This window comes from Anaerotignum sp. (assembly GCF_031981185.1).
GTDB lineage: Bacteria > Bacillota > Clostridia > Lachnospirales > Anaerotignaceae > Chakrabartyella.
On record NZ_DALYUL010000011.1, the window covers coordinates 67,130 to 90,799 of the forward strand.

The following is a 23,670-nucleotide window of genomic DNA, read 5'->3' on the forward strand; positions in this document are numbered from 1 at the left end:
GCTCCTTTAACGCCTCCAGTCCTTTAATTACAGCCAAAACCTCCATACGATTATTGGTTGTCTTCCGATACCCTCCGGATAGCTCTTTACGGGCAGTTCCATAGAGCATTACTGCGCCATATCCCCCTGCCCCCGGGTTTCCGGAGCACGCACCATCTGTATATATTACGATTGACTTCATTCCCGCTCCTCCTCTAAAAAACAAGCTCCCACTAGGATATCTTCCCTCGTGGTAATCTTGATATTTTGATAGCTGCCTTGAATGACCTTTATCTTGGCACCATAAAACTCAGCCACAGAGGCATCATCCGTGCCAATAAATCCATCCTTCTCCGCCTTTTCATAAGCCTTTTCTATCAATTTTCTGGAGAAAGTCTGAGGGGTTTGTATGTGCCATAATTTACTGCGCTCAGGTGTTTCTACTACCATCCCGTCCTTGTCACATATCTTGATCGTATCCTTTGCCGGAACACCAAGTACACATCCATCAAAAATCCGTGCTGCATCTATGGAACGGTTTATCATATCCTCTTTCACAAACGGGCGCACTCCATCATGAATTAAAACGATTTCTGAGGATAGAGAAAGGGCCTTTAGTCCACATTTCACAGAATCCTGCCGTTCCTTTCCTCCGCAAACTACAGCACTGATTTTCTTCCAGCCGTAGTTCCTAGCCATTTCCTTTATGCACTCTATGTCATCTTGCCCCGTTACCAATACAATCTCCTTTATCTTTGAAAACTGCTCAAAGCGTTCTACTGTATGGGCTAAAATTTCTTTTCCTTCCAGCATCAAGAACTGCTTTCGGGTTTTCCCACCCATGCGTTTGCCCTGCCCCGCAGCAACAATAATTGCAGCACAAATTCCTTCACCCTCCACACTTCTTCTCTCCTCTTCTATTAATAAAAGCCCCATGCAACCCTTTTAAGAGGGACCGTTTGCTTTGGGGCTTTCATTCTTTTCATTTATGAAGCAGCAGCAACCATTTTTGTAAAAATCATTCGTCCTGCCGCTGTTTGCAACACGCTAGTTACTACAACGTTTTTCGTTTCGCCGATGAACTTATTGCCACCATCTACAACAATCATGGTACCATCATTTAAATAAGCAATGCCCTGTCCCATTTCTTTGCCGGCTTTAATAATTGTAACTTGCATTTCTTCTCCCGGAAGTACTACAGGTTTTATGGCATTTGCCAATTCATTGATATTTAAAACCCTTACCCCTTGAAATTCAGCAACTTTATTTAAATTATAGTCGTTTGTAACAACAAAGGCATCCAGACTTTCTGCCATCTTAAGCAGCATAGAATCAACTTCCATTGACTGCTTTGTAGAAAATTCCTTGATTTCAACGGGAACTGTCAACTGCTTTTGAATTTCATTCAAAATATCCAAACCACGACGACCACGGTTTCTCTTCAAACCATCGGCGGAGTCTGCAATATGCCGTAATTCTTCCAGAACGAAATTTGGAATAATAATTTTGCCCTCAATAAACCCAGTTTGCAGCAAATCCAGAATTCTACCGTCAATAATTACACTTGTATCTAATATCTTAGGCTGTCCATAAACGGAAATTTTTTCTTGTGGTGCTAACGCAGGAATAATCATTTTCTGTAAGCTTTTTACATTAAATTCGTCCTTCTTTCGTCTTGCCACACGAATTCCCAAAAACCCAAAAAGTAAGTTCAACAATACCACAATGAAAGTTCCAATTGCACCAAATCCGCTAAAGGCAATGCCGATGAGGTTTGCGATGATCAAACCAACAACACACCCAAGGATTGAAAATGCCAATTCTTTTACATTCATTTTGGTTAGTCTTTCTTCTGTTTGAGAAAGCCTTTTTAACATCATTTCCGTTAAGGGCGATGATAAGATAAGATAAAATATAAGTCCGGTGAATACTGCTAACCCCATTGGCACATAAAAAGGCATGGATATGTGCCATTGGAAAAAGTTAGATATAAATAAAATATGCAAGAGCGCATAGCTCGCCGCCATAACGATTAAACTCATAATAATCTCTACAAGTCTTTTCATTCTTCCACCTCCTTCCCCCATTTTTGATAAAAGGGTAAAATACCCATACTTTACCATAAAGAAATAGTATCAATTTTCCAACCATTTTGCAAGCAATTCTTCAGCTTTTTCGCTATTAATTTCATAAACAGATATAATTTCACTGAGTACAATCTGTCTAGCCATTCCTAAAATCCTACATTCCGCCGATGAAAGCTTTTTTTTCTTTTCTTGTTCATAAAGCACTTTAATGACTTCTGCCGCCTGTTCCAGTTTCCCTGTTTTCAATCGACAAAAATTCTCCTTCTGTCTTAAATTCCAGTTATCTGATAATATCGGCCTACCCGAACCAACGTTTCCTCAACAATGTCCCTTTCCTCCGGCAGGCGAATTCCGGATTTCTCTGCACCATCCTTCGGAATACGAATCATAACATTACCCGTAGGTATGCGAATGATGTAGTATTCTCCGTTTTCTGTTCCTTCAATTTCTTCAATATATCCTGCCCCATGCAAAGGATATACAATTTTCTGTCCTGCTTGAAACATAATTCATTCACTCCTTTTTTCTAATTTTTTCCGAAAAAGGAGATTCTTATGCCAATTATAGGACTTTATTATCATAAATCATTTTTCGACGGAAGTCTTTAAGTTTTCCTGACAATTTATTTAAAAATTACTGTCATAATTTAATAAAACCGCTTTTTTAGTCATTTTTCTTCATAGCAAGAGACTTTTTAAAAAAATATGCATATATAATTTAGTAATACACAAATATATTGTAAACAAAAATCCATTGAGATACACTACTCATAGTACTTGTAATTTACTTTTCCAACTACGAGATTTTTTTTGCAATACCTGCCTTGCAGACGAAAGGTTTTCGTTGGATATCAAGAATGCACAGAATTCACAAAACATAGTTATTTAAACTACGTTCTGCGTTTTTATATTGCAATTCTTTCACTTTTTTGCTAATATAATGTTAATTGAAGTACAGCATCGAAGGAGGACGTTATGGCAGACTATCAGATTTTTAGTGACGGCGCTTGTGATATTGGGAAAGAACGGGGAAAGGAATTCGATATATCTTTAATACCTTTTTATGTATCCCTAGATCACCAAAAGTATTATAAGGAGATTGAAGAAATATCCTTAGATGAATATTATAGATTTATCATCGATGAGAACGGATACCCAAAAACCTCTTTGCCCTCTGTTCAAGATTTTATTGATGCCTTTCGTCCGGCTTTGCAACAAGGCAAAGATATTATTTGTACAACAGTTACACATTCCCTAAGCAGCTCAATACAGTCCGCCACCACAGCAAAATTAATGCTGGAAGAGGAATTCCCCAATGCAAAAATTTACGTTGTGAATTGCTGGCATATAACAGGATCGCAGACCTTGATACTTATGGAAATGGCTAGAATGAAAAAGGCCGGTAAAACAATTGATGAAGTTTTGGAATACGTTGAAAAAGCCAAATTTGATGCCCGTATTCATTTCATGGTTGGGGATTTAAGCCATCTTGAAGTTGGAGGAAGAATTGGTAAAATTGCCGCTCTGTCTGGAAGTATTCTGAAAATCAAACCTTTGATTATTCTCAAAGGTGGCGAAATCAGTGTTGGTGGAGCTGTGAGAAGCAGAAAGAAGGGTTTGGCAAAGCTAGTTGATATTTCAATCAATCACTTTAAATCAACTGGTGAAAATCCAAAGGATTACATTGCCCACATTGGAACAACCAATGTTTGGGATGAAGTTCCCGAATTTGAAGAAGCATTAAAAAAGGCTTTTCCTGAAATGGAATTCGTCGCACCCTTTCAAATTGGTGCCACTGTGGCTTCTCATACTGGTCCAGGAACAACAGGTTTTTGCTTTGCAAAAAAATATGAAGCATACCACATATAATTATTACTGTAGCGGCAATCGCAATTTTGTGACTGCCGTTTTTTTGTTTTTTCATGGTCTAAAACGGTTTATTTATAAGCAAATATCAGTTAAAATGAGGTTTGCTTAGCACATCATAAAGTGATTTTCACCTTGCGCAATTCGATAAAATAAAAAGGCAGAGCCCATAAGTTCTTAATTTTCTATAAAAACTTATGTCGTATCTTGCGGTAATCAACAAAAAATAATCCCCAAGAATGATTGTTTTTTTGTTTTCATTTGATACAATAGGTGAAGTGCAAATGAAATTTAAACAATTTTTTATTCCATATTGATGGGAATAATTTTACTACAGGGGGAATTACAAATGCAAATTGGCGGACTTCAAAAGCTTTCTTTATTAGATTATCCTGATAGAACTTGTTGCACCGTTTTTACAGTCGGATGTAATCTTAGGTGCCCATTTTGCCATAATGCTTCCATGATACCCCCTTCTTATTCCGGTAATATCATTTCTGAAGATGAAATATTTTCTTTTTTGAAAAAAAGGAAAGGACTTTTGGATGGTGTTTGCATTACAGGAGGTGAACCCCTGCTGCAAAAAGACATGGAACCCTTTCTTTCCGAAATCAAGTCTCTTGGCTTTTTAATCAAGTTGGATACCAATGGCAGCTTTCCTGAAAAATTACGACAACTGATCTCACGGGGGCTTGTGGACTATGTTGCAATGGATATAAAAAACAGCCTGAAAAAGTATAGCAAAACCATTGGGATAAAAAACTTTGATCTTGCACCAATTAAAGAAAGTGTATCCATCTTAATGGCAGATGTGATTCCTTATGAGTTTAGAACAACGGTGGTACGTGAATTACATACAGAGGAAGATATGTTGGAACTGGCGCAATGGATTCAGGGTCCTGAAAAATATTATATACAAAATTTTGTGGATTCGGATGATGTGCTGACAAGGGGTCTCAGTGGTTATTCTGAAAAGGAATTGCAAAATCTTCTTCAAATCATTCTTCCATATCTACCAGCATCTGAACTGCGAGGGGTATAAATAACTCCATAGGTTGTGGTTCTAATTTAATTTTACACAACATATTGTATTTTATGATTGTATATAGAAACCATTTATGCTACAATGATAAAAATAAAAAAGAATCGAGGTCAAGAGAGATGTATAGAGTAATAAAAAGAGACGGTCAGTTTGCAGAGTTTGATTTAATCAAAATCAGTCGGGCAATTACCAAGGCTTTTGAATCACAAAGCAAGCAGTATCATCCACAAACCATTGATTTTTTATCTCTAAAAGTAACAGCCGATTTCGAGCCTAAAATTCATAACGGATATGTTAGTGTAGAAGATATCCAAGATAGCGTTGAAAATATTTTAATTAAAAGCGGCTACGCCGATGTAGCAAAGGCTTTTATTTTATATAGAAAACAGCACGAAAAAATGCGTAACATGAAATCTACCATTTTGGATTTTAAAGAAACCGTTGATAGCTACCTAAATGTAACGGATTGGCGCGTAAAAGAAAATTCCACAGTTACATATTCCGTGGGAGGTTTGATCTTGAGCAACTCCGGAGCCATTACCGCAAACTATTGGTTAAGTGAAATTTATGACACTGAAATTGCCCAAGCTCATCGTGATGCAGACATCCACCTCCATGATTTGTCCATGCTCACCGGTTATTGTGCCGGGTGGAGCTTAAAACAGCTGATTCAAGAAGGCTTAGGGGGCATACCCGGGAAAATCACCTCCTCCCCTGCCAGCCATTTAGCTACCCTTTGCAATCAAATGGTAAACTTTTTGGGTATCATGCAAAATGAATGGGCAGGCGCTCAGGCTTTCTCTTCCTTTGATACCTATTTGGCACCATTTGTAAAAGCAGACAACCTCTCCTACGGTGCAGTAAAAAAATGTATCGAGAGCTTTATTTATGGAGTAAATACTCCCTCACGCTGGGGAACGCAAGCTCCATTTTCTAACATTACCCTAGATTGGGTGGTTCCCAATGACCTGGCAGAACTGCCTGCAATTGTAGGTGGTAAGGAAATGGATTTCAAGTATAAGGACTGCAAAAAAGAAATGGATATGGTAAATAAGGCCTTCATCGAAATCATGATAGAAGGGGATGCAAACGGACGAGGATTCCAATATCCCATCCCCACATATTCCATTACCAGAGATTTTGACTGGAGCGACACAGAAAACAATCGACTGTTATTTGAAATGGCGGCCAAATATGGTACCCCCTATTTTTCAAATTATATTAACAGTGAATTGGAACCCAGTGATGTTCGAAGCATGTGCTGTCGTTTACGTTTAGATTTACGTGAGCTTCGAAAGAAATCAGGCGGATTTTTCGGAAGCGGCGAAAGTACAGGATCCATTGGTGTTGTAACCATTAACCTGCCCCGCATAGCGTATTTAGCCAAGGATGAAAAGGATTTTTATGCTCGGCTTGATAAGAAAATGGATATTGCTGCAAGAAGCCTTAAAATCAAGCGCAACGTAGTAACAAAGCTCCTAGAGGAAGGTTTGTATCCTTATACCAAGCGTTACTTGGGGGGATTTAGCAATCATTTTTCAACCATTGGACTGATTGGAATGAATGAAGCAACCCTCAATGCTAACTGGATTAAAAAAGATATCTCCCATTCTGAAGCCCATGCCTTTGCTAAAGAGGTTCTGAATTATATGAGAGAACGCCTTGCGGACTATCAGGAGGAATATGGCGACTTATACAACTTAGAAGCCACCCCCGCTGAGAGTACAACCTTCCGTTTGGCAAAACATGATGTAAAGCGATATCCTGATATCATAACTGCCGCTAAAACAGGTGAGACACCTTATTATACAAATTCGTCCCATTTACCTGTAGGCTTTACCGATGATATTTTTGAAGCACTGGATTCCCAAGATGATTTGCAAACACTTTATACCTCAGGCACTGTTTTCCACGCTTTCTTAGGCGAAAAACTTCCTGGATGGAAAGCAGCTGCAACGTTGGTGCGAAAAATAGCAGAAAATTACACCCTGCCCTATTATACGCTTTCTCCTACCTATTCCATTTGCAAAAACCATGGATACATTAATGGAGAAAAGTATGTTTGCGAAAAATGCGGTGGCACAACGGAGGTTTACAGCCGAATCACAGGCTATTATCGTCCGGTACAAAACTGGAATGAAGGAAAAACCCAGGAGTTTAAGGATAGAAAACTATATGCTTTAGATAAACAACATGTGGGGAAGCCGATTGACAAAACAGAGGAGCCTTCCCCTGCAAACTATCCCAAACAGATAAATCAAAAGGCAGCTACGGAAAATAAAGTTATGCTTTTCACCACCAGAACTTGCGCAAATTGCAACATGGTAAAGTCCTTTCTAGCCCAAGCAAATATGCCTTATGAGCTGGTACAGGCGGAAGAAAATAGTGAACTGGTGGAGCAGTATGGAATTAGAAGTGTACCTGCAATGGTTGTGCAAAATGGTATAGAATTCACCCTATATGTAAACCCATCTAATATTCGAAATTATATAGAAACACAAACAGCACTGGTGTAGCTTGCAAAAGTCGTACCTTGATAGCTTTTAAAGTGGCATCAAAATTATTGAAAATCTTTTGTAGTAATAATTATAATGCCATGACATCCAAAGTCATGGCATTGTTATTTCAATTGCCATCCTAAGGAGGCTAGCCTTTGAGAATGACGGGTGATCCGCATCAATTCAATGACAGATATTGGTGTCTCATCCTTTTCAAAAATAATATTTTATTTATAGTCCCTTAAGTTGCTCCTCCCTATAATACAGACTAATTTTCTTCCCAATGCAAAAATAGGCTTCATCCTCATATTAAGATAAAACCTATTTATCATTCATTTTAATATTACATCCTATTTGCAGCATCAAAAGCTAATTTTGACCGTTCACATTCATCTGCCCTCATTGTAATTTGATAGCAAAGAGAGCTTCCTTTCATTTTCTCGCTGGCATAACTTAAACCATTGGTTCTTTCATCCAATAATGGATGATCTATTTGCTGAGGGTCTCCCAGTAAAATCACTTTCGTCCCCTCTCCTACACGGGTAATCAATCCTTTGGCCTGTTTTGGTGTTAAATTTTGTGCCTCATCAATGATTAAATATGTATGGGTCAAAGTTCTACCGCGGATAAAATTCATTGCCTCTGCACAAATGGTACTTTCAAAAATCTCATGAATTTTAGATTTTATTGCAAGATCATCCGTAGACTTTTCCCCTTTGTTTCTTTCCAACAATACTTCCAGATTATCAAGAATTGGTCGTAAAAACGGTGCAATCTTTTCTTGTTCCGTACCAGGTAAAAATCCAATATCTTCGTCAAATTGTACATTCGGGCGTGTTATCAATATTCTTTTGTATTCCTTATCATTCTCTGCCAAGGTTTTTGCCAGCCCAACGGCAAGGGAATAAAATGTCTTTGCGGTTCCTGCAGTCCCTTTAATAATAACAAGAGGTGCTTTTTTTGCACTTTCCATCAAAGATTCCTGCAAAAAATATTGCCCTAAATTCTTTGGTTTCACTCCAAATGGCTGTGATTTTGAATAATTCAATGAGACTAACTTATTCCCGTCAAAACGGGCTAACAATGTTTTTTGCGCATTTATTTCTGAACGTAATATATAAAATTCATTTATAATAGGTGTTAGTAATTTCTTTTCATTTACCACATATGTATAAGCATCTTCAATACAAATTCCTTTTTTCTTAAAAGACGTCATGGCTTCATCTAAAACAAAACATTCATTTCGACCGGTATATTGCCCTTCTAAGGAAGGTGCCTGCTCATTTGCAAAATCCTGTGCTTCTATTCCCAGCATCTGAGCTTTTAATCTAACCAAAATATCTTTTGTAACTAAAATAACGGACTCACCATGTTCAGAAAGTCCTCTACATACCTGCAATATTCGATTATCGTTTTTATTGCTCACAAAATCAGGTGGAAGCTCTATATTGATAAAATTAGGCTCTATGCGGAGATATCCTCCTGTAGAAAGCAAAACTCCTTCAAGAAGGTTACCCTCTTGCCTTAGCTTTTCTAAAAAGCGGATACAAACTCTCGCATTAGAACCACATTCTCCATCCTCTGTTTTTAGTTTATCCAACTCCTCTAAGCACACAATTGGAAGTACCAGATTGTTTTCCTCAAAGCATAGCAGTGAAGCCGGCGACTGTATCAATACATTCGTATCCAAAACATAGGTTTTTTTCATATATTCTCCCCTTCAACAGAATTTTTGATATTCTAGTATCTAACTAAATCCCCAATTCCATCTATAACAAGTCGTGGTCTATACGGGTATAGATCTATCGTCTCATGAGAGGTAACACCGCTTAAAACGAGAACCGTATCCAAACCACTTTCGATTCCCGCAATAATATCTGTATCCATTCTATCTCCTATCATAACGGCATCTTTAGAATGTACCCCCAGCATTTGTATTCCCGTACGCATCATTAAGGGATTAGGCTTTCCTACAAAATAGGCATTTTTCCCTGTTGCCGCTTCAATTGGGGCAACCAAGGCACGGCATGCCGGTATGATTCCATTTTCCGACGGCCCAGTTAAATCTGAGTTTGTACCAATCAGTTTTGCACCGTTTAAAACAAATTTGACAGCTAGGCAAATGCTTTCATAATTATAACTTTTGGTTTCACCCACCACTACGTAATCAGGATTTGTATTACTAATGGTAATCCCCGCATCATAAAGAGCATGGTAAAGGCCAGGGTCGCCAATCACATAGGCACTGCAATTCGGCATTTGCTTGCTTAAGAACTTTGCAGTAGCAAGAGCACTGGTGTAGAAATGCTTCTCATCCACCTCTAAACCCAACATTTCTAATTTTTGTTGTAATTCTTTGGGCGTTCGATTGCTTGAATTCGTCAAAAACAAAAATTCCTTGTTTTCTTTGTAAAGCCACTCCACAAATTCTTTTGTACCGGATAGTAAGTTGTTACCGTGGTAAATCACACCATCCATATCACATATAAATCCTTTTTTCTCTTTTATTTTATCCAAATCAAAGCTCCTTCCTCTAGATAGGCCATTTGATACACTTCTATTTTAAAATATTACTGTTAATTCTAAAGCAAATTGGTGTTAGGTATTCGTAAAACATCCAGATATAATTGAAATTTATGATATATCCATTACTTTCGTTGACTCAAAATTATTTTAAGGGATAGTTGAGACTTTCTTTTTCCTTTATGGTATATCCTCATACTTATTTAAATAGTCAAAAAATATATCAAACGGAGAATTCAGTATATTTTTACAGAAAATATAAATATTAACTAGCAGACGAAAATATCTGAATGGAAGTGAACAATATGCCCTTATGGATTATAATTTCTTACTCCATCATAACAGCTCTTTGCATTTTTTCAGTGATAAAGCTTTTCGCAAGGGGTGATATACCTTACGCAAAGGAAGCATTATCAACTTATATATGTTACACAATTTTTTTTGTGGCAATTTGGATTTTTCAAATAGAAATTCCCACCTATATATTGCTTCTCACCATGCTTACCATTTTATTTGCCTGTTTTTTGGGTCACTATTTAGGAGGCTATACCAAATCCAGAACCTTCGATCGATATCTTCATGCATTCGGTTCTTTTTCATTCGCATTGGTAACTTATTGCACCTTGGACAACTTTATAAGCACAGGTAGCTCAATATTATTTCAGGCAATCTTTATATTTTGTGCCGGAAATACCCTTGGTGTTTTCTTTGAACTTATAGAGATGTGCCATGATGTTTCAAAAAAAGACGAACCGAAAACACAAAAAGGACTTCGTGATACAGACATGGATATGTTGTGCAACCTAATTGGTTCCACGCTGGCAGCAGTCTTCTCCTTTTTCTGGCTTTTATAATAAAAAAAAGTGCCTGACATGATCAGGCACCTTTTTTATTGCTTTCAATTACTAATCCCATTTGCAAATCTATATCATATTTATATGTTTGTCTTGCGGTTTCATATTCATTTCAGATAACCAAGCTACATCAGGTTTCTAAATAATACTATTTCATTCCTTATGATTAAGCCTTTTCGCAAAACTTTGTATCATACCAAAAATTTTCACTTTTCTTCCAAATAGAGTAATCAATTTAGCAAAGCCTATTGATATAATTAAAATTCGTAATGCATCACTTATTAAATCCATATCACATGTCTCCTTAGAAATAATTTTCACTCACTACACCTAATACAATGAGGTTTTAGTAAGTTCTTTATTATTTTTAAAGCAAGCTATTCTAGATATCCCTAGCCTTTGCCACCTTTGCCACAAAAGAACAATATATATTTTAAATTGTATGATCCATTTACATTTGTTTTTTATACTATTTCACATTTATTGATGTAAACCCACTCAGCATAACGAGTTTACGCAACATGGGATAATACATAAACGGACATTTCATGATTTTTTTCAAAATTTTAATACGAAGATGAAAAGTTTTTTTATGAAATTTTTTATCCTTGTTTTTACTTTGTAGAGCAAACGTCTCAGCCAATAAAATGGCACTATCTATGGCAAAGCTAATTCCTTCAAGGGAGCTGGGACTAATAAATCCTGCTGCCTCCCCAATCAAAAAGGCCCTATTTTTTCCCGTGCATATATCAAAATACGATTTGGGGCGCAAAACAATACAAGCCTCTGTTTTAAGGGGTTTTCCGAACCGAAATCCATATTTCTCCAAACGTTGTTTCTGTTTTTCAAAAGCTTTTCTACAGTTTTTGGGGGCAAAAGCGCCACCAAATATAAGTACATCATCTTTCGAAATAGACCACGAACAGCAATCACTTGTTTTTTCATCAAAAATACAAGAGTAAAATGGTGTTTTGTGCTGTTCTTGGAAACTTTGCTGTATTGCCACATAACTGGGCATAGTCTTATTCGGATATAAAGTCTTACGTACAATGGAATTGGCGCCATCAGCACCAACAAGATAACGGGTGTGAAAAATGCGACCGTCAAAAAGCTCAACGACATAGCCCTTCTCATTTTTATAAAAACTACGAACAATTCCATTTGTTTTTTCCACATTGTCAGGGATCAAGCTTAACAACCACATATCAAACTTGTGTCGATCCAAATTAATATAGGTTCTTTGATAATGGCGTATCAAACCCGTTTCCACATCTATCGTTTTAACAGAAAATATTTGGGGATCCGCTAAGATGTCCTTTGGCATTGTAATGTCTAATTGTGCCAACGAACGCTGCGCATCCTCTGAAAGAAGTCCACCGCAGGGTTTTTCAAATCCGTTGTCTTTCTGCTTTTTATCTATTAAAATTACACGATATTTTTTAGGCAAAAGCCTTGCCAGCGTTGCACCCGCCGGGCCCCCACCTACTATCAAAATATCATAGTACCCATTTTTCATAGTTTCCTCCTTTGCGTTCACAGTCCGTTGGTATATAAACGAAACTATTATATATAGCATTTTAGATAGACATACATTCATTAGATTATACAAGCATCCTATTTTAAATTCAACTAATACGAACATATTCTCATTATAAAACCATTTTTTTCCATGATCCTTCTTCTCTTTCCTGTTCTCAGATTGGTTGTGACAGTTCTTTCACTGTGATAAAATGAAAAATGTCTCTATCTAAAGTCACCCTAAAAATTACGAAAAGCTGTAAATCCAATCAAATATCATTTTATTACTTCCGCAACTAAATAGAAACCCATTTTTGCGCTATAGTTGGTTTCATCAACTCCGATTATTTGTTAAGCTGTATCTCAGAAAGGAGGCATAGAAATGAACATTAGCATATCTTTTTTACTTGGAGGTTTTTTGATTTATCTGGCTATTGGGGCGCTTATCATTTATCTGATTGTACTTATCATGAAAGCTCTACAGAAATATATCCGCTCCGATGGGATACGCAAAGAAAAAGACAGGATTACAAAATCCCTTGGGGAAGCACTAAAGGAAAATCGTACACGCTGTAAAATGACTCAAGAATTTGTAGCAGAAAGTGTGGGCGTCAGTCGGCAAGCGGTATCAAAATGGGAAAACGGTATTTCTGACCCCAGCACTTCAAATTTATTGGCTTTGGCAAACGTATATGGCATTTCGGCGGAAGATTTACTAAAGGCAGTCAAAGAATAAAATTCTCCAATAAACAACAGACAAAAAAATAGACTGAATCTATAACCACGGATTCAGTCTTTTTTCTCAATTTTTTATAAGCATATGACCTGAAGAGTCGTTTTCACTCATTGTTTCTTCTTGGTTGTTCAAAAACATCTCCCCACATCATGGGATGTTGTCAATCGCAAGTATTAAGTTGACGATACCTTTATACATTCGTCGGCACAATTTCTGCAAATTTCTGCACACTTTTTGCAATGCTCATCTTCCATTACACCGCAATCTTGGGCACATTTAACGCAAATTTTTCCACATAGCTCACAATATTCATATGCCTGATGTCCATTCATGGACATTAAAGCAACCGATGTCTCACACATCTTAGCGCATTCCATTAAGATAAAAAGACATTTCTTTCTTTTGTTCACATCAGCTTCTTTTAAACATGCGTCAAAGCATTCATAGCAAGCCTGAGTGCATTTCACACAGGCATCAATACAAAGTTGAAACTTATCTGTTGCTTTTGTAACGATTCCCATTCTAAAACCTCCTAATTGTTTTTCTTTTTTATCATTTGAAATTAAAGCAATTCTATTCATAAATTTTAAGAATTCCTAATGCATTTGAACAACCACATCTTCCACCGGCAATTTTGCGTCAATTAATTTGAATAACAAAAAACATCTATATCGTTGAAAATCAACGGATGATAGATGTTTTTTTGTTTTCTATTATTCAAGCATTTCTGCTAATTCATTAAAAGCTTTCCTTTGTCACATTGTCGTTCATATGGTGATGCAACATGCACTCCCCATGATTCAGTTTAAACACTTCCATTTTATCCAAACCAATGGCATCAAAAACTTTTTTTGCAAAATGACTATGTTTCAGCACACTATCTTTATCTTCTTGGCTGTTACTAAAGGTAATTTCACCTGTAACTTTTACATAGTCATATTTATCATTGGTTGCACAAAAGCAAATTTGGGGATTTGCCTTCAACTGCTTGCTCAAATCTGTATCCGAGGATACATAGAATAAAAGTCCTTGATCAGAAATATGAGCCACTTCAAAAGGACGAGTATCAGGTTTGTTTCCATCACAAGTTGCCAAATTACCGAACTTATTTTTGTTTAAAAAATCAATGGTCTCTTTCATAGCTACCTCCAAATTATGATATCTTTTACTCTATTTTTAACGATTTGTAAATAGTTATACACTTTATTTTCACCATAAATTGGATTGCTAATTTTCAGAAAATATTATTTAAGCTAATTCCTTGTTTATATTCTAAATGTTAATCCTTTTCGGTACTTCACAGTTCAACTTTAAATTATTTTAATTTTTTTAGTAGATATCAAAAATATGAAAAGAGTTTTTACCGTTTTGTTTAATATAATAAAGAGCCTTATCTGCACAGCTATAAAGCATCTCAAAGTTCACTTCATTTTCTCTTGCCAACGCTATTCCCATGGAAACAGAGAAACATCCGCCAGGATTAATTTCTCCTTCATCCTTACGGAGCTGCTGCATAATGGCAGCTGCTCTGTTACAAATCTTCCCGTAGGAATGGGTGCCCTCTTTAAATATAACAAACTCATCGCCACCAAGCCTGGCCGCCTGTTCGTCAGGACAAAGACATTCTTGCAATTTTTTCGCAAAATTGATTAATACAGTATCCCCTGCAATGTGTCCGTAGCAATCATTGATTTGCTTAAAGTTATCAATATCAAGAATGAACAAACATCCACCTTTGTCTCTTTCCATAGAAAAGTTTACTTGTTGACGTAAATACCCTCGCTTCCGAAGTCCTGTCAGCTCATCCGTGCTGGATATATTCTCCATGTGCCTTACCTGTTCTTCTTTTGATTTTAATTCCAACTCCAAATACTTTCTTAGTGTAAAAAGTTCTAAAATACGCTCTATTCGAGCCATCATTATCTCAGGAACAAAAGGTTTAGAAATAAAATCTTGAGCACCAACAGAAAGCCCTTTTAGCTCCAAATCCTTATCTTGCTCTGCTGTAAGCAAAATAATAGGAATGGCGGCGGTTATCGGGTTATCTTTAAGGCTGTTCAACACCTCAAATCCGTCCATCTCAGGCATCATAATATCCAAAAGAATTAAATCTACCGTTTTCTCTTTCAAATATTCAATGGCTTTTTTCCCGGATTTTGTACAGACAACATCATATGATTGTTCCAAGGTTTTGGCAACATATTTTAAATTCGTAACAACATCATCAACAACCAATATTTTCTTCTTCTCCATTATTTCCCTCTCTTTCTATTTGAGCATATGCTAACTTTAATCGCTCTATGGCTTCTTCAAATTCAAAATCAGCAATGTAAGTAATGGCCTCTTCAACCAGCTCCATTACTTTTACTTGAGAGTAGTGACAGGCATTCCATTCTTGTGCCAAAATATCTGCATCATTAATTGACATATTTTCGCAAACTTCTAGAAAAGAAGTAATCATCTTTTTTGCTTTTTCTGTTGTTATCTCCTCTTTCTTTTGTAACAAGGCGGACTGGTTATACAGCTCTAACGCTTGTTGCAACTGGGCTAATAAAGTTTTATACTGGTTTAAAAATATATCATGGTGATTTTCCATATACAACCTATCATTTTGTTTTCCCGCCATCTCCAATTTAGCTGCTAAGTTTGATAGTGCAGTTGCACCGATGCTTTCCGCCGCGCTTTTTACGCCATGCATTTCTATTACATAGCGGGAGATATCGGCATTGGCATAGGCAGATTCAATGACTGTAATTGATGTTTCCCTTGCAAAAGCCTGCACTACACTAATATATATTTTTTCGTCACCACCACAATTGACCAGACCTTTCATCCATTCATAATGCGCTATATTGTAGAAGTAGTTCTTTAATCTCTGTGATACCACTAGGTCAGTCTTTGCCGCCTTAGATACTTCATCAATAAACTCTAATTTTTCCATTGGAAGCCAGTGCTCAAGGACTGATTGCAGCCTATGTGGATCAATTGGCTTTGTTAAATAATCATCCATTCCATTCGCTAAAAACATCTTTTTCGCATCATCTACAGTATTTGCCGTTAATGCCACCACCGGAGTACTATGATAACCTTTTCCAGAGGAACGAATGAAGGTTGTTGTCTCTATGCCATCCATACCTGGCATCATATGGTCCATAAAAATAATATCAAACAAAATTCCATCTTCTAATAGTTTCAGCGCCTGTTGGCCACTGGTAGCCGTTTCACAAGTAATGTGATAACCTTCCAAAAGTGCAGAAATCACCTTTAGGTTTACAACATTGTCATCCACCACTAAAATACTTGCATTTGGGGCATAAAAAGATGCTTCCGAAAGCCATGTGGTAGTTCTGCCTCTTTTGGTTTCCCCTTGTTCTTCTCCAATGCCTTGTGGAAGACTAAAGTAGAAATTACTCCCTTCCCCATAAACACTGGATACTCCCACGTTTCCTTGCATGGCATTAACTAATTTTTTACAAATAGCTAAACCAAGACCCGTACCTTCTAATTCCCTGTTTCGTTTGGAGTCCACCTGGGTAAAACTATGAAATAATTTTTGAACATCTTCATTTCTAATGCCGATTCCCGTATCTATGACTTCCACCAAAAGAACGCCCTCCTTTTCTCCAGTAGGAGTCCAGTCAAGCACCATTTTGATTTCACCCAGATCTGTAAATTTTGCTGCATTGTTCAATAAGTTCGTTAAAATTTGCCGCAACCGCATAGAATCCCCTATTAGTACCTTTGGGATATCTTTTTTTATCTCCAAATTTAAAGATACTTCTTTTGTTTCCAATTTATATTGCACGATATTTAAAACATCCTGTACAGCTTCTAAGAGAACATATTCAGATGCTACAATTTCAATTTTTCCTGATTCGATTTTGGAGAAATCCAAAATATCATTAATAATCCCCAAAAGATTATTAGATGCACTTTTAATAATTTCCACGTATTCTCTTGTGTCACAATCCAATTCACGAGAAAGCAAAATTTCGCTCATACCGCAAATTGCATTCATTGGCGTTCGTATTTCATGGGAAACATTGGCTAAAAAATCCGCCTTTGCCTGGGCAGAAACCTCCGCCTGTTTTTTCGCCACCGATGTTTCTTCCATTTTTATTTCAACAATCTTCAGTAAATCCTCACTGGTCTGCATGCTGTCAAACGCCAACTTCTGAAACCGTTGGTTCCAAGATATTACTAAAATAAGTAAAATATGAGCTACGAGAGAGGCTGCTGTAATTATCAATATCTTTTCCTCTACGCCATGCCTCAGAGAGTATATAGAAAACAAGATCGTACAAAATAAAATAAAATAATTATATTTTAGATATTGAAATAAAGAAATCATACATGCAGTTACCAAAAGCATAACATAGCTGAGGTATGGGGTGGACTCAGAAAAAGAAAATATCAGCTGTGTGCCCAATAAGGAGCAAGTTATAATCCACCCTTGCAGCTCCATTGAAAGAAGGTTTGATGTAGTAAGTACACCGACAACCAATACCATAACAATTAAAAAAGTTGCCGTATAAACGCTAAGATTCATTTGTTTGAATCGCAATGCCAAATATAGGCAAAAGTATGTATAAAAACGAAAGGCAACCTTCGTAATATTTTTGCTGTCAATCAATTTATCCATCTACGCCCTCCTTGCCAATTACCCCAACCCCTTTGGGTAACACAAAAGGTATTCCCCCCTGTTGCAGATTACCAGACATTTCTTCACAATATTGTTCAACACCATCACACTGAAACAATAGTTTTCTGCCATCGGAAGACGAGATTTTAAATTGCTTCCCTTTTATATGAATCAATACATCTGAAAGGGTTGCCAAATTCCCCATCCGATAAGCATTATATCCTTCCAACCAGCGCATGGTTGTAGATTCTTTCCAAAGGAGTATATCCAATTCCCCATCCACAGGTGTATGCTCTTTGGTAGGATAAAATATAGAATTATAGCACTTCCCATTTGCAATATGAGCTAAAAGATAGTTTCCATTATAATTTTTGCCATCAATGGTTATATGTAATTCTTCTGACTTAAAACCCACCAGCGTATCTAAAAGCAAAGCAAGACGATAAGCAAAGTTATCGCTTATGGACATGGTTTTTTTGATTTTATCAGCAATTAACTGCATACGGACATCTGCTCCCACAGAAAGTGAGTTACAGCAAATGAAATCCTGTAACTGTACATAATCTAAATAGGTAACCTGTCCCCCAATTAAAGAATCTAAATCCATAAAACGTTGCTTCTCTTCAAAATTCTCTAAAAAATCTGCCTTTCCACCATTATGAAAAAATGCAATTTCCCTATTTTGAAAAGAGTCTATACCTCGCAAAACATGAAACAAGGTAGTGGCATCGCCACAAGAATAAAAACGGATATTTTCCTCTTGAAACAAACGGCACATTTTGGAAACCAATTCTGCCTCATGCCCAACATAATTACGATTAAACACAAGATATTCGAAATTATCTTTGTTCATCAAAAAGCTGCGAATTTCATTTCCACTCATAATTGCTTTACATTCCTGATTGATGATAAAAATATGTTTCATGGGAATCCTCCCTTTATGTACTTATTTTTTTATGGACTCTTCTAAATAGCTTCGCATTGGTAAAACGGAATCTCCTTTTTTTCGTCGCCGAAAATTATCTGTAATTTTAAACACCTTTCCCGAAAGAGCCAAAATTGCAATGGCATTTGGAACAGCCATTAATCCATTACAAGTATCTGCCAAGGCCCATACAAACTGGGCATCAGTATTTGCACCAATAAAAATAAGCACAACAAATAAAATTTTAAACATAAGGGTATATCTGGAACCGCCAAAGTATTCCCCTGCTCGCATACCATAGATAGACCATCCAATCAGCGTGGTAAAGGCAAATAACACAACAGCAATGGTCACAATGGCGGCACCCCCCCTACCCAAAACAGTATGGAATGCATAGAAGGTAATGTTGACGCCTGTTAAACCAATAACTTTGTCTGCATCTGTGGTTAGTATGGCAAGTGCAGTTAACGTACAAATAATCATGGTATCAATAAAAACTTCAAGCCCGCCCCAAATACCTTGAATAACCGGTTCCTTTTGTTCTGAAAGGGTGTGAATCATAACGGAAGTTCCAAGACCAGCTTCATTTGAAAAAATTCCTCGAGCCATTCCGTAGCGAATGGATTTAGACACGATAAACCCTGTTATACCGCCCCCTACAGAGCCAAGGCTAAAGGCCTCTTGAAAAATATCCATAAATACACCGGGAATTTTATCTACATGGGATAAAATGATAATCAGAGCACTAATACTATAAAACCCTGCCATAAAAGGCACCAATTTTCTAGAGAAGGAAACAATACGCTTTAAGCCTCCGAATACAATAATTGCCGTAAATATCGCCACGCAAGTTCCTGTTAGCATGGGGGCAATCCCAAAAGTAGACTCCAAAGAAGTGGAGATTCCATTAATTTGAGCAATATTTCCAATTCCAAAGGTTGCCACAAAGCAACAGCATGCAAAAATTGTAGCCAGAGATTTCAGTTTCATCCCCCGCTCGATATAAACCATGGGTCCACCCATCCATTCGCCTTTGCTATTGCGGTAGCGATAGTAAATACCCAAGACATTTTCAGCATATTTAATAATCATGCCCAAAAAGGCCGAAACCCACATCCAAAAGACAGCGCCCCGTCCGCCTGCCTGTATTGCAGTTGCCACACCAATAATGTTCCCCGTTCCGATGGTTGCAGCCAGTGCAGTCAACAAAGCTTGAATTTCCGAAATAGAATTTCCTTCTTTTTCATATTTCATTTCTTTGTAATGTTTTTTGGCCTGACGCCAATTTAGATAGCGAAACCATCTGAGTTGAAAAAACTTTAACCCAAAACTAAAGTAAATTCCTGTTCCCATTAAAATGATAATCATAGGAACTCCCCATACCAGTTGGTTTAGCACTTGATTGATTTCCATGAAATTTGAAAACGTTTCTTGCCAGTAGATGCCCCACTCTATCACATGAAATCCTCCATCCATTTTCGAGGAAATAAAATTGTGTATCTTCTTTCGCCATTACTATGAGCAAAAAGCAATTTGTTTACCTAAAATGCTAGTTTGATTATTATTTGATTTACAAAAATTTTTCAATCCGCTACGTTCTTTAAATTTCACAATTTATAGTGAAATTTAATAAAAACACTCTGTTAATAACATTTTTTTTAATAAATATGTAATTACTTGTATTTTTTTCTAGTTTAATTATAGTGTATTTTTTTTGATTATTCAATACGTGAAATTACCGCAGCTCTTTGCATCTTCTCTGTCTGATTCATACGTGATATAAGAAATTTATAATGACGTCACTTAGTTCTTCTCACAAAAAAACCTCCTATGCGCTTTATTGTGTCTTTTCAGACCCAAATGTTATTCACATAGGAGGTTGTATAATGCGTATTTATTTTATTGTTTGTTACGTTTAAAAAAGAATGAACTATTCTGTTCTTTACACTAGTAAATTTAATGTAAGGGTGTAGCCACCGACATTAAAGTCTCTTTTACCAAATCTTACGTTCTATTCTAGTTGAGAATCACCTTAATCTAAGCATAATTATCATCACCTAGACTGACTTATCCATAACTCACTGCTCTGCTTATCTAGCTTCCCACGAATCCGTGCATTCCTTTTCATAAAGCTCCAAAACATCCTTAAACTTATCTTTTAGAATTACACCATGCCCGGGCGCAACACATTTCAAATCCAAATCTCTTAATTTTAGAACTACCTGCTTTTCCTGAAAAGGTGCCGACGCAAATACTTTACCGAAATATAATTTTGCTCCCTGTAAAACATCCTCAACGGAATAGTCTTTATCCATGGGTGGTTGACACCCCAAATACTGACCAAACAGATCATTTGAAAACAAAATTTTTTCATTTACAAAATAAGTAACCATATTGTCATCCCAGTGCAATCCTGGGGTATGGATAAATTGAAATTGGAATGTTCCAATCTTCAGCATGGATAAATGCTCTATCTCTATGAATTTGCCATTTGGATAACGGGAGATTAACCGCTGTTTGCATGCCGCTGTACAGTAAATGGGAATATCCTCTTTATCAGCCAGCAATAGCCCAATGGCCCCACTATGATCCTCTTCGGAATGATTTAAAATGATAGCATCCAATTGACTAATGGGAATCAGTGTTTTTAATTCAACTAAAAACATCTCTCCTGCCTTTTCAGGAACGGTATCAATTAACACGTTCTTTTCCCCTTGCAAAAGGTATGACAAAAAAGAAAAGTTAAGATTTGGTTTTTGTATAACCTTACCAAGTACGGTGATTTTTTCAGAAATTGTGTAATTCATGATTTTCCTCCTTTATTGAAACAACCCACTGTTTTGAAAAGATATTGACAATACTAAAAATGTTGTATAAATAAAAAGCGGTGAGAACAAGAACGTCTGCTCCCACCGCTTTTTATTCTCGTCTCACAAGAGAAACAGACTGCTTTCTATAATATCCTTAACAACATATCAATCCAGGTCCGATTTGATGCAAAAGTAATTTTTATGCACCGATATCAACCCTTCCTGTTGCATTTTACTTAGTTCATTGGATAGGGCGCTGCGGTCTACACTCAAATAATCGGCCAGTTGTTGTCGGTTAAAAGGAATATCAAATTCACGTTTTCCCTCTCGAGTGGCATGGAAAGAAAGATAAGAAAGCAATCGTCCGCGAATAGACTTTGCTGAAGTATGAAAGATACGGCGGGAAAGGATTAAATTTTTCTGGGCAGAGATCGTCAGTAAATTACGAATAAGCTTTCCATGATGCCCGCAGGCGGAAGAGCACGGTTGCAACGTCTTGGTTACATCCAGAAATAAGACCTCTGTATTTTCTGCCGCTACCACACTGACCATCAGAGGTTCACCCGGGGCGTAAGCATAGGTTTCGGCAAAAACCTGACCAGGGCCAATCTTATCTAAAATGCTCTTATTGCCCCAAATATCATTATTCTCAATGGAAACGCTTCCCGTTATTACCATTCCAATTTTATGGATAACATCCCCTGCACGATAGATTACTTCATCTTTTTTGTAACTTTTTTCCTTCGCCATCAGGCAATCCATCATAGATGCTATTTCCTCAGGAGTGGTACCCCGAAATAAATTTGTATTTGATAAAAACAAAGTATCCATTTTCCACCTCTTTTCCTGCCACAGCTTCATTCATTTAATAAGTCGATTATAATAGATTCTTCCGACAAATATTCCTACCATCTTCAAACCAATTAACCACCCTATAATTTTTCATTCTTAACAATATTTATCCGTAAGTTGTTTTAATAAGTTTAATGCAGTTTCCTGAATGCCGTCTTTTTCTGCCTGTCCTTCAAACTGATCCACTTCACTGTTTATGCTTTGCAACACATCTTCTGCTAGGCTGCGACGAGCAAAGGTATAGACAACATTATTTTCTTTGTCGATATGACGCTGTAACAAGTCCGCCCACGCGGCAGCGTTTACTAGAATCTCCAGCTTATCTATGGTTTTATTCTCAGCTTCATAGCGGGCTAATGCACCTTCAAGCTCACCCAAATGAAAGCGCCCCATATCATGCTCAACATACATTCCATGTTGAATCAGCTTAACTGCAACAGGCCCCAGGCGATCCATCATCTCTCGGAATAAAATTTGCTCCTCTTTTCCGTGATGATGTTTGTCAGCATAGGTCCGTGCAAAGGTAATCATGTCTCTAAAATCATTTACTTCCACTGGAGCACCCTCTAAAACTCCACAACAGGCATTGCGAATAACCGTTACCAGAGAAAGAATATTTTCGTGTTCCATCACCATTAAATCAATTGAGTCCATTTATTACACCTCCTGAATAAGAAATTCTTTGCCTATTTGCTGAAATGAGAAAGACTTTCCTGAGAGGATCCCCGAAATAAAAGCGTTGCGGAATAAATAGTAGTGATTAATATCGCCCCCAGCCTGATCCCAAAAAGGCAAATGTAAGTCCACCGCTTGGTTCCAAATAACACGCTGTTCACTTTGCTCTATAATTTGATTCACATGGTCGCAAGGCATTCCCTCCAGCAAAATATCATTTAACCCCTTATAGATGCTTTGGGCATCGTCAGAATTGGGTAAGGGATTCTTCTGCCCTATTTCATAGGCCGCCTGTTTCAGATTCTCAATCTGAGAAGGGTCCTCTACCAAAATTTTAGTAACAGCGGCAGCAAAGCGTTTTTCTGCAATGGCAATCTGGCCTTGCAACCAACCATGGATATTGCCATTATCTATCGCCTCTTCCAAGGGTCTATGTTCCACAACGCCGCACTCTTCATCCAAACTTTTTTCTAAATGAATACGTTTTTCCTCAGAAAGAACCGACATCAGGGCTTGTGTTAAGTTCTCCTGCAACTGAATCTTACGATAAAGCCAGTAATGAATTGGTCCTAAAAATGCACTCATATGTTCATCCCTTTCTGAAAATTTGGTCATGGAACAGCAAGTGTCCCATGACCTCATTCTTAGTATTACCCGTTTATTT

23 protein-coding genes and 1 pseudogene are annotated in these 23,670 nt (G+C 37.2%); 5 read left to right on the forward strand and 19 right to left on the reverse strand.

The genetic code is table 11. The features are described 5' to 3' along the window. The 5 genes and pseudogenes from RTK36_RS08085 to RTK36_RS08105 all read right to left on the reverse strand — a co-directional run. Positions 1–181 (reverse strand): annotated as a pseudogene (locus RTK36_RS08085) (RNase H family protein); the annotation flags it as partial. Next, positions 178–915 carry a 2-C-methyl-D-erythritol 4-phosphate cytidylyltransferase gene (ispD, locus tag RTK36_RS08090; RefSeq protein WP_312046044.1) on the reverse strand — a complete coding sequence of 246 codons (738 nt, stop codon included), beginning with the start codon at positions 913–915 and terminating at the stop codon, positions 178–180. The pseudogene RTK36_RS08085 and the gene ispD, both read right to left, overlap by 4 nt. 50 nt (positions 916–965) lie before the next feature. Continuing rightward, positions 966–2,045: a PIN/TRAM domain-containing protein gene (locus tag RTK36_RS08095; protein WP_312046046.1), complete on the reverse strand. Its 1,080-nt coding sequence runs from the start codon at positions 2,043–2,045 to the stop codon at positions 966–968. A 69-nt stretch (positions 2,046–2,114) separates the two neighbouring features. Next, on the reverse strand, positions 2,115–2,312 hold the full coding sequence (locus tag RTK36_RS08100; RefSeq protein ID WP_312046049.1) for a hypothetical protein: 198 nt from the start codon (positions 2,310–2,312) through the stop codon (positions 2,115–2,117). Between the two features lie 23 nt (positions 2,313–2,335). Then, positions 2,336–2,572, reverse strand: a complete 237-nt coding sequence (locus RTK36_RS08105) for a CarD family transcriptional regulator (RefSeq protein ID WP_312046051.1) — start codon at positions 2,570–2,572, stop codon at positions 2,336–2,338. Positions 2,573–3,040: 468 nt separating this feature from the next. Here RTK36_RS08105 and RTK36_RS08110 point away from each other — a divergent pair, with 468 nt between their 5' ends. From RTK36_RS08110 to RTK36_RS08120, 3 genes are all read left to right on the forward strand, one after another. Beyond that, positions 3,041–3,934, forward strand: coding sequence for a DegV family protein (locus RTK36_RS08110; protein ID WP_312046053.1), 894 nt, complete (start codon positions 3,041–3,043; stop codon positions 3,932–3,934). Positions 3,935–4,280: 346 nt separating this feature from the next. After that, positions 4,281–4,973 (forward strand): anaerobic ribonucleoside-triphosphate reductase activating protein, encoded by a 693-nt coding sequence (locus RTK36_RS08115; RefSeq protein WP_312046055.1) that lies wholly within the window; start codon positions 4,281–4,283, stop codon positions 4,971–4,973. A 119-nt stretch (positions 4,974–5,092) separates the two neighbouring features. After that, positions 5,093–7,489, forward strand: a complete 2,397-nt coding sequence (locus RTK36_RS08120; RefSeq protein WP_312046057.1) for a ribonucleoside triphosphate reductase — start codon at positions 5,093–5,095, stop codon at positions 7,487–7,489. A 325-nt stretch (positions 7,490–7,814) separates the two neighbouring features. Here RTK36_RS08120 and RTK36_RS08125 read toward each other — a convergent pair whose 3' ends face one another. Together RTK36_RS08125 and RTK36_RS08130 are read right to left on the reverse strand one after the other, a co-directional pair. Beyond that, positions 7,815–9,179 (reverse strand): PhoH family protein, encoded by a 1,365-nt coding sequence (locus tag RTK36_RS08125; RefSeq protein ID WP_312046059.1) that lies wholly within the window; start codon positions 9,177–9,179, stop codon positions 7,815–7,817. Between the two features lie 32 nt (positions 9,180–9,211). Beyond that, positions 9,212–9,988 carry an HAD-IIA family hydrolase gene (locus RTK36_RS08130; RefSeq protein WP_312046061.1) on the reverse strand — a complete coding sequence of 259 codons (777 nt, stop codon included), beginning with the start codon at positions 9,986–9,988 and terminating at the stop codon, positions 9,212–9,214. Between the two features lie 311 nt (positions 9,989–10,299). Here RTK36_RS08130 and RTK36_RS08135 point away from each other — a divergent pair, with 311 nt between their 5' ends. Next, positions 10,300–10,848: a hypothetical protein gene (locus RTK36_RS08135; protein ID WP_312046063.1), complete on the forward strand. Its 549-nt coding sequence runs from the start codon at positions 10,300–10,302 to the stop codon at positions 10,846–10,848. A gap of 153 nt (positions 10,849–11,001) precedes the next feature. Here the strand turns inward: RTK36_RS08135 and RTK36_RS08140 are convergent, their stop codons facing one another. Further along, positions 11,002–11,139: a hypothetical protein gene (locus RTK36_RS08140; RefSeq protein ID WP_312046065.1), complete on the reverse strand. Its 138-nt coding sequence runs from the start codon at positions 11,137–11,139 to the stop codon at positions 11,002–11,004. A 178-nt stretch (positions 11,140–11,317) separates the two neighbouring features. Further along, entirely contained in the window at positions 11,318–12,364 is a 1,047-nt protein-coding gene (locus tag RTK36_RS08145; RefSeq protein ID WP_312046067.1) for an FAD-binding protein, read from the reverse strand. Between the two features lie 384 nt (positions 12,365–12,748). Here RTK36_RS08145 and RTK36_RS08150 point away from each other — a divergent pair, with 384 nt between their 5' ends. Continuing rightward, the gene (locus tag RTK36_RS08150) at positions 12,749–13,102 is read left to right on the forward strand and encodes a helix-turn-helix domain-containing protein (protein ID WP_312046069.1); all 354 of its coding nucleotides are present in this window, start codon (positions 12,749–12,751) and stop codon (positions 13,100–13,102) included. A gap of 173 nt (positions 13,103–13,275) precedes the next feature. On the opposite strand, the gene RTK36_RS08155 is transcribed toward RTK36_RS08150, so the two are convergent. The 10 genes from RTK36_RS08155 to RTK36_RS08200 all read right to left on the reverse strand — a co-directional run. Beyond that, positions 13,276–13,623 carry a four-helix bundle copper-binding protein gene (locus RTK36_RS08155; protein ID WP_312046071.1) on the reverse strand — a complete coding sequence of 116 codons (348 nt, stop codon included), beginning with the start codon at positions 13,621–13,623 and terminating at the stop codon, positions 13,276–13,278. Positions 13,624–13,840: 217 nt separating this feature from the next. Beyond that, positions 13,841–14,242 (reverse strand): pyridoxamine 5'-phosphate oxidase family protein, encoded by a 402-nt coding sequence (locus RTK36_RS08160; protein ID WP_312046073.1) that lies wholly within the window; start codon positions 14,240–14,242, stop codon positions 13,841–13,843. A gap of 189 nt (positions 14,243–14,431) precedes the next feature. Further along, on the reverse strand, positions 14,432–15,355 hold the full coding sequence (locus RTK36_RS08165; protein ID WP_312046075.1) for a diguanylate cyclase domain-containing protein: 924 nt from the start codon (positions 15,353–15,355) through the stop codon (positions 14,432–14,434). After that, the gene (locus RTK36_RS08170) at positions 15,327–17,744 is read right to left on the reverse strand and encodes a hybrid sensor histidine kinase/response regulator (RefSeq protein WP_312046077.1); all 2,418 of its coding nucleotides are present in this window, start codon (positions 17,742–17,744) and stop codon (positions 15,327–15,329) included. Before RTK36_RS08170 ends, RTK36_RS08165 begins: the two co-directional genes overlap by 29 nt. Next, a complete protein-coding gene (locus RTK36_RS08175) occupies positions 17,737–18,669 on the reverse strand; it encodes a diacylglycerol/lipid kinase family protein (RefSeq protein WP_312046079.1) in 933 nt (310 codons plus the stop codon). The genes RTK36_RS08170 and RTK36_RS08175 overlap by 8 nt, the downstream gene beginning before the upstream one ends. A gap of 21 nt (positions 18,670–18,690) precedes the next feature. Then, on the reverse strand, positions 18,691–20,127 hold the full coding sequence (locus RTK36_RS08180) for an alanine/glycine:cation symporter family protein (RefSeq protein ID WP_312046082.1): 1,437 nt from the start codon (positions 20,125–20,127) through the stop codon (positions 18,691–18,693). Positions 20,128–20,759: 632 nt separating this feature from the next. Then, complete coding sequence (locus tag RTK36_RS08185; protein WP_312046084.1) at positions 20,760–21,476, reverse strand: FprA family A-type flavoprotein; 717 nt, start codon at positions 21,474–21,476, stop codon at positions 20,760–20,762. Positions 21,477–21,644: 168 nt separating this feature from the next. Further along, positions 21,645–22,310, reverse strand: a complete 666-nt coding sequence (locus RTK36_RS08190; protein WP_312046086.1) for a Crp/Fnr family transcriptional regulator — start codon at positions 22,308–22,310, stop codon at positions 21,645–21,647. 117 nt (positions 22,311–22,427) lie between these two features. Continuing rightward, a complete protein-coding gene (locus tag RTK36_RS08195) occupies positions 22,428–22,985 on the reverse strand; it encodes a hemerythrin domain-containing protein (RefSeq protein ID WP_312046088.1) in 558 nt (185 codons plus the stop codon). Positions 22,986–22,988: 3 nt separating this feature from the next. Beyond that, the coding region (locus RTK36_RS08200; protein ID WP_312046091.1) for a hypothetical protein at positions 22,989–23,670 on the reverse strand (682 nt) is incomplete at its 5' end.